At 68.1% G+C, this 6586-nt stretch carries 6 protein-coding genes; 4 read left to right on the top strand and 2 right to left on the bottom strand.

Annotated elements, in window-relative coordinates; genetic code table 11:
• The first annotated feature begins 65 nt into the window (after window positions 1-65).
• Window positions 66-2153: an acyl-CoA dehydrogenase family protein gene (locus ACRDPN_RS07890; protein WP_431446849.1), complete on the top strand. Its 2088-nt coding sequence runs from the start codon at window positions 66-68 to the stop codon at window positions 2151-2153.
• A gap of 75 nt (window positions 2154-2228) precedes the next feature.
• Here the strand turns inward: ACRDPN_RS07890 and ACRDPN_RS07885 are convergent, their stop codons facing one another.
• Together ACRDPN_RS07885 and ACRDPN_RS07880 are read right to left on the bottom strand one after the other, a co-directional pair.
• On the bottom strand, window positions 2229-2972 hold the full coding sequence (locus ACRDPN_RS07885) for a response regulator (protein WP_431446847.1): 744 nt from the start codon (window positions 2970-2972) through the stop codon (window positions 2229-2231).
• Window positions 2969-4144 (bottom strand): sensor histidine kinase, encoded by a 1176-nt coding sequence (locus ACRDPN_RS07880; RefSeq protein ID WP_431446846.1) that lies wholly within the window; start codon window positions 4142-4144, stop codon window positions 2969-2971. Before ACRDPN_RS07880 ends, ACRDPN_RS07885 begins: the two co-directional genes overlap by 4 nt.
• A 169-nt stretch (window positions 4145-4313) precedes the next feature.
• Here ACRDPN_RS07880 and ACRDPN_RS07875 point away from each other — a divergent pair, with 169 nt between their 5' ends.
• From ACRDPN_RS07875 to ACRDPN_RS07865, 3 genes are all read left to right on the top strand, one after another.
• Complete coding sequence (locus tag ACRDPN_RS07875) at window positions 4314-4925, top strand: hypothetical protein (RefSeq protein ID WP_431446845.1); 612 nt, start codon at window positions 4314-4316, stop codon at window positions 4923-4925.
• Window positions 4926-5042: 117 nt separating this feature from the next.
• On the top strand, window positions 5043-5993 hold the full coding sequence (locus ACRDPN_RS07870) for a CPBP family intramembrane glutamic endopeptidase (protein ID WP_431446844.1): 951 nt from the start codon (window positions 5043-5045) through the stop codon (window positions 5991-5993).
• A 178-nt stretch (window positions 5994-6171) separates the two neighbouring features.
• On the top strand, window positions 6172-6348 hold the full coding sequence (locus ACRDPN_RS07865; protein WP_431446843.1) for a LuxR C-terminal-related transcriptional regulator: 177 nt from the start codon (window positions 6172-6174) through the stop codon (window positions 6346-6348).
• The last annotated feature ends 238 nt before the right edge of the window (window positions 6349-6586 follow it).

The following is a 6586-nucleotide window of genomic DNA, read 5'->3' as shown; positions in this document are numbered from 1 at the left end:
TTTGCCGTGGTTATGATTATTGAAACACGTTCTAGATTGCGGAGGCGACACCCATGCCGGTTGGGATGACGCGTGACCATCTCGAGCTGGCTTCCACGATGCGCGACTGGGCCGCTGACCTCGGCGGCCCGGCTGCGGTGCGGGAGGCCGAGACCGATGCCGACGCAGCGTTCGCGAAGACCTGGCAGTCCGTCATCGAGATGGGTCTGACCAGCATCGGGATCGGCGAGAAGCACGCCGGCGGTGGCGGTGATCTGCTCGACCAGATGGTGGCGGTGGAAGCTGCGGCGCAGGCCATGGTCCCCGGACCGCTGCTGGGGACGACCCTCGTCGGCCAGCTGGTCACGGATCCCGAGGTGCTCGCGTCGATTGCCGGTGGTGCCAGTGCAGCGGTGGCCTTGTCGGGCGATCTGGCGCTGGACGTCGTCGACGCGCGTTGGCTCCTCACCCCTGATGACGACGGCTCGTGGGTGCTGATCGACGCAGGCGGCTGGAGGGCCGAGTCGGTGGTCGGCGTCGACCTGTCCCGGCGGGGCGGTCGCATCACCGTGTCTGCTTCTGCCGAGCAGGTGACTCGGTTGGACCTCGATGCTGACGCGGTACGTCGGGTTCTCGTCGCGCTAGCCTCCGCGGAGGCTTCTGGCGTGGCGCAGTGGTGCCTGGACACCGCGGTGGCCTACGCCAAGGTGCGCGAGCAGTTCGGCGCGCCCATCGGCTCGTTCCAGGCGGTCAAGCACCTCTGTGCCGGGATGCTGGAGACGACGGAGTCGGTGGCCGCGGTCGCCTGGGACGTCGGTGCCGCAACCCGGTCGAACCTGCCGGCGGAGGAGGCGGAGTACGCCGCCGACGTCGCCGCGACCTTGGCCCTCGACGGAGCCGTGTCCGTCGCCCAGGACTGCATCCAGGTGCTCGGCGGCACCGGCTTCACCTTCGAGCACGACGCGCACCTCTACCTCCGTCGAGCCGTCGCGTTGCGCGCGACGGTGGCCGCGATGACCGGGGGCGCCGAGCGATCGGCGGCCCGTCTGGCCCGGCGCGCCGGCAGTGGGCAGCGCCGGGAGCCCGAGATCGACTTCGGAGGTGCAGATGCAAAGATCCGCGCCACCGTCCGTCAGGAGACGGGTGTCATCACGGCGCTACCCGTCGAGGAGCGGCGTACGGCGCTCGCCCGGGCCGGCTTCCTGATGCCGCACCTGCCGCGGCCTTTCGGCCTCGACGCCGGTCCGGTGGAGCAGTTGGTGGTCGACGAGGAGATGACCCGCGCCGGGCTCGACCGACCCGATCTGGCCATCGGTGGCTGGGCGGTGCCGACGATCATCCAACACGGCACGGACGAGCAACGGGAACGGTTCGTCCTGCCGACCCTGCTCGGCGACCTCTTCTGGTGCCAGCTGTTCAGCGAACCTGGAGCGGGCTCCGACCTCGCCTCGCTCAGCACTCGCGCCGTCCGCGCCGACGGTGGCTGGCTGCTGACCGGTCAGAAGGTGTGGACCTCGCGGGCGCACGAGGCGGACTGGGGCATCTGCCTGGCGCGCACTGATCGGGAGGCCGCTCGCCACCGCGGCATCACATACTTCTTGGTCGACATGAAGGCGGACGGTATCGAAACACGGCCACTCCGGGAGATGACCGGTGACGCGCTGTTCAACGAGGTCTTCCTCGACGAGGTGTTCGTCCCCGACGAGTGCGTCGTGGGTGAGGTCAACGAGGGGTGGAAGCTCGCCCGCACCACGCTGGCGAACGAACGGGTGGCGATGGCTGGCCGCAAGCTGGGGGTGAGCACGGAACGTGCCGTCGAGCTCCTGGCCGGCAATGAGTCGGAGACGGATGCAGCACGGGTCGGCCACCAGGTGGCCCTGGCGACCGTGTGCCATCTGCTCGCTGTCCGGTCGACCCTCCGGTCGATCGCCGGGCGTGGCCCCGGCGCGGAGTCGAGCGTCGCGAAGATGCTGGGCGTCCGCAACCGTCAAGAGGCGTCCGAGCTCGTGGTCGACCTGCACGGACCGGCAGCCCTGTTCGCGGCGGACGACCCCGCGGTGGCCGAGGATGTGCACGAGATGCTGCTCACCCGCTGTCTCTCGATCGCCGGCGGAACCACCCAGATCCTGCGCAACGTCGTGGCCGAACGAGTACTCGGACTACCACGCAGCTGATCACCGCGTCCCGCTCCAGCGCCGGCGTCTGCATTACTTCTCCGCGTCCTCGAGGAATCGACGATGCTGGTGATCTCAGACCAAATCAGTCGATGGATCCGGGCCATGCCGTGCCCGAGCTTGTGTTGCGGTGCCACCCTGGCCGAATTGTTGCCCGGCTTCTTCAGCGTCGGCGCTACCGGGCTGTTGGAGTCCGGATTCGTAGGCGAGCACAACCGCTTGTACCCGGTCGCGCAGGGCGAGCTTGTGGAGGATTCTCGAGACGTGGGTCTTGACCGTCGCGTCGCCCAGGAAGAGTTCGTCGGCGATTTCGGCGTTGGAAAGCCCGCGCGCGACCAGCCGGAGGACGTCGAGTTCGCGTGGGCTGAGCGCCCGGAGCTGTCCCGGTCGGGTATTCGGGGGAGGTCGGTGTGCGAACTCCTCGATCAGGCGCCGGGTGATCGATGGGGCGAGGAGTGCCTCGCCCGCGGCCACGACGCGGATGGCGGTCACGAGCTGGTCGGCGGGGGCGTCCTTGAGGAGGAAACCACTGGCCCCGTAGCGCAGCGCCTCGTAGACGTACTCGTTGAGGTCGAAGGTGGTGAGAATCAGAACGCGTGTCCTCCCGGCAAGCCGCTGGGTTGCTTCGAGGCCGTCGACACGGGGCATCCGGATGTCCATCAGCACCACATCGGGGCGCAGCCGCATGGCCGCGTCGACCGCCTCGCCGCCGTCCCCGGCCTCGCCGACCACGTCGAGGTCGGGCTCGGACTCGAGGATCTTGCGGAATCCGGTGCGGACGAGTGCCTGGTCGTCCGCGATCAGCACCTTGATTCTCATGCGGGCAGCCGCGCGCGCACGGTGTATCCGCGCTCGTTCTCGCTTCCGCTCTCCAGGTCGCCACCGACGAGCGCTGCTCGTTCGCGCATCCCGACCAGCCCGTGCCCGCCTTCGCGGTCCTCGGCGTTACCGCGGCCGTCATCGGTGATCTCCACCTCGACCTCGGCGGGCCGGTAGCGGACCACGACCTTCGCGGTGGCCGGCCCAGCGTGCCGTAGTGCGTTGGTCAGCGCCTCCTGCACGATCCGATACCCCGACAGATCCACTCCCGGGGGAAGCGACGTCGGCTCTCCCTCTACATGCACTTCGACCGGAAGCCCCGCATGGCGTACGCGGTCGGCGAGGACGTCGAGATCCGCAAGCCTCGGATACGGCCCCAACGCCAGCTCACGGTCTTCCACGCGGAGCACCCCGAGCAGTCGGCGCATCTCGACCAGCGACTGTCGACCCATCGTCTCGATCGAGCCGAGCGCCTCGCGTGCCGAGGCCTGCTCACCCTCGAGGACTCGCTGACCCGCCTGTGCCTGCACGACCATCACGCTGATCGCGTGCGCGACGATGTCGTGCAACTCGCGTGCGATCCTGGCCCGTTCCTCGGCAACGGCCTGCCGGGCCTGCTGCTCTCGCTCCCGCTCCAGACGCTCAGTACGTTGGGTCAGCAGCGTGGACTGGATCCGCTCACCGCGCATGGCCAACCCGATGCCGTACGCGGCGGCGAGCATGAACCAGGCCGGCACGGTGTCCTCGAGCCTGCCGGCACCGGTGAGGAGGTCGACGAGGTCTGCGACGACGAAGGCGCCGCCACCGAGCGCGCCGGCGATGATCGCCCGTCGGCGTTCGGCGTGGACGCCGAGTGAGTAGAAGACGACGAGAAGCGCGATCCAGTGCTGGAACGGCGGCTGATCAGAGAGTGTCCCGTCAATGAGCGAGACCTGGACCGCGACCGACACGAGAACGAGAACGAAAACGATGGTCGGCGCCCGTCGGCGCCAGGCCAGCGGGACGGTGATCAGCAGCAGCAGGACGGCGTTCGGGAGCTGCGGCCCGGGGATGCCGTCGTCGAAGAGCGGGCGCACCCAGATCTCGTACTGTGCCGTGCCCGCAAGGGCCAGTACGAGCATCAGGTCGAGGAGATCGCCTGCACCCGGTGACGCCCAGCGGCGTGCACTCATAGTGGTGAGCGTACGCGCGCTCCTCGATGGCGCGCATCCATCCAGATGATGACCCGAAGCGGCCTCGCTCCTCCTCGCGGCCTACCCGCCAATCCGGACTCAGGGCGACGACACGCCGGCCGAGGCGCCGTAGCGTCGAACCCAGTCAATATCGAAGTAGGTGGAACAAATGTACGAGCGAATCATTCCCCGAATCGGAGCAGCTAGCGGCACCCTGTTCGTAGTACTCCTCTTCGGTCTCTCCTCGACCGGAATCGACTCCCCGATCGTCATCGTCGGCGAGCTGATCGGGCTGCTGCTGTTCATCCCCTTCACCGGCTACCTCTGCAGTCTCCTGCGGGAGGCGGAGGGTCCGGGTGACTGGCTGGCCACCACCGCACTGGGCGCAGGCCTGGTCTACATCGCGATCAAGCTCGGGAGCATTGCGCCGGGGAACGCGGCTGACCGCTTCGAAGACGGAACCGCGACCCACCAGGCGCTCGACGTCATGAACAGCACCGCGTACATCGCGACGATGCTGCCGCTCAGCGTCTTCATGGCCGCGGTCGCGACCGTCATCGTGAAAACGAGAGTCCTGCCGCGCTGGCTGGGCTGGCTCGCAGCGGTCACCGCCCCGCTCCTCCTCGTGAACGGGATGTTCCTCGACGCCGAGTTCGGGCCAGCGTTCCTGCTGTTCCTGCTCTGGACACTCCTGGCAAGCGTGATCCTCACCATCCGGTCGGGCGACGTCGGGTCTCGCAGCAAAGCAGCTCAGGCCTCCACCTCCGACTCGAGTCCGTGATGAACACGACCTCGCGCGTGCGGCCGCTGGCGCACCCGAACTCGACAGCACGAAGGTGACCCGTAACCGGTACGGCTGCGATCGTAGCCGGGCTGCTGTAGTCCCGGAGGGATCGGCATGAAGAGCATCATCTGGAATCACCAGGAAGCCCGCCTCCGCGCTGGTTGGCGAGTGCTCCTGATCGTCGTCGCTGTGGGCGTGGCCAGCACGGCGCTGAGCGGTCCGGGGCGACGCTTGCTGACCGAGCGGCTCCCCTACATCTACGCCTCGCTCATCGAGTCGCTCGCTCTCGTGGTGCTCGTGGCGGTGATCCTGTGGCTTGCGGCGAGATGGCTGGATCGGCGCAGGTTCGCCGACTACGGCTTCCACCTTGGCCGCGAATGGTGGCTCGACTTGGCGTTCGGGCTCCTCCTGGGCCTCGTGCTCGTGTGCGGCGCGTACGCCCTCCTGCTTGGGACGGGCCGGCTCAGAATCACCGAGACGTTCGTCAGCCCCGTAGGGCTCCCGTTCGTCGGGGCGATGGTCATCGACGTGCTCATCGTCGTGGGCATCGCCGGCTGGGAGGAGATGGTCTTCCGCGGCTACCTCGTCAAGAACGTTGCTGAGGGTCTCTCCGGCGGAGTCCTCGGCGCGAGGTGGGGGACGGTGGTCGCGGTTATCGTTCCCGCGGCGTTCTTCGGGTGGCTTCATGCCACGAACGCGAACGCCACGGTGCTGAGCGTCGTCAACATCGCCATCTTCGGGATTCTGTTCGGTGTCGCGTATGTGCTGACCGGTGAGCTGGCTCTTCCGCTCGGCCTGCACTTCGCCTGGGACTTCACACAAGGGTTTGGGTTCGGGCGCAGCCCGGAACCGTCAGAGCTGGGGACGTTCCTCCTTGTGGAGGAGGGGAACGCCGACGCGAGGATGTGGACGGGATGGCCCAGCGGGTTCGAGGGCGGGCTGGTCGCCACGGCGATGTTCGCCCTGGGGTTCGTGCTGATCCTCGCGTGGGTCCGGTACCGGCGCGGCATCCTCGAGGTGCAGCCGTCCGTGACACGGGCACCGGTGCGCGCGGTGGGACGGTGAGCGGGCATGGTAGGCGTGCCGTGGGAGCGCGACGGGCACGCACCGCATCACTGTTCGAGTCTCGAGGGGGCTGACGAGGAACCGTCTCGGTTTCTGATCGCCGCGCGCTCCCGAACTCTCACCTACAGCGGCACGATGGACTCTCAGCGACAGAACCGGGAACCAGCGGGGCGGGCTGATGCGACATCCAGCGCGATCGACAGCGGGAACTTGTGCGGTTGTGGGCGGGACGCTGTGGGCTCTCACGCCTCTGCTGTTCATAAGCCCGAGCACGGTCGAGTATCACCTGCGAAAGGCGTTCCGGAGGCTCGGCGTGATGTCGCGCACGCAGCTCGCGAACCGGTTGCGCGGCTAGGAGGGCTCGCTGGGAGTGACTCGGTCGGCGTCCGAGCAAGGCTCACCCCGAAAGCGCGACTCCGGCGCCACGACTAGGGGCGATCAGGGGGAGCGCGGCGCTGATCGGCTTGCCTGGTGCCATTGCAGCCAGCGTTGCACTGCCCCGATCGTGTGCTGGCTGCGGATCGATGAGAAGACGTCGAAGGCATGCTGGGCCCCGGGAATCTCGGCGTAGGTCACCGTCGCGTCCGACCACT

The organism is Aeromicrobium sp. (assembly GCF_050700635.1).
In the GTDB taxonomy this organism is placed as follows: Bacteria; Actinomycetota; Actinomycetes; order Propionibacteriales; family Nocardioidaceae; genus Aeromicrobium.
Note: the sequence above shows the minus strand (reverse complement) of the source record. Positions and strands in the feature narration are given on the sequence as shown.

Coding starts and splice junctions, on each gene's coding strand:
- ACRDPN_RS07890 (WP_431446849.1), top strand. CDS start 66: ATGACGCGTGACCATCTCGAGCTGGCTTCCACGATGCGCGACTGGGCC.
- ACRDPN_RS07885 (WP_431446847.1), bottom strand. CDS start 2,972: ATGAGAATCAAGGTGCTGATCGCGGACGACCAGGCACTCGTCCGCACC.
- ACRDPN_RS07880 (WP_431446846.1), bottom strand. CDS start 4,144: ATGAGTGCACGCCGCTGGGCGTCACCGGGTGCAGGCGATCTCCTCGAC.
- ACRDPN_RS07875 (WP_431446845.1), top strand. CDS start 4,314: ATGTACGAGCGAATCATTCCCCGAATCGGAGCAGCTAGCGGCACCCTG.
- ACRDPN_RS07870 (WP_431446844.1), top strand. CDS start 5,043: ATGAAGAGCATCATCTGGAATCACCAGGAAGCCCGCCTCCGCGCTGGT.
- ACRDPN_RS07865 (WP_431446843.1), top strand. CDS start 6,172: ATGCGACATCCAGCGCGATCGACAGCGGGAACTTGTGCGGTTGTGGGC.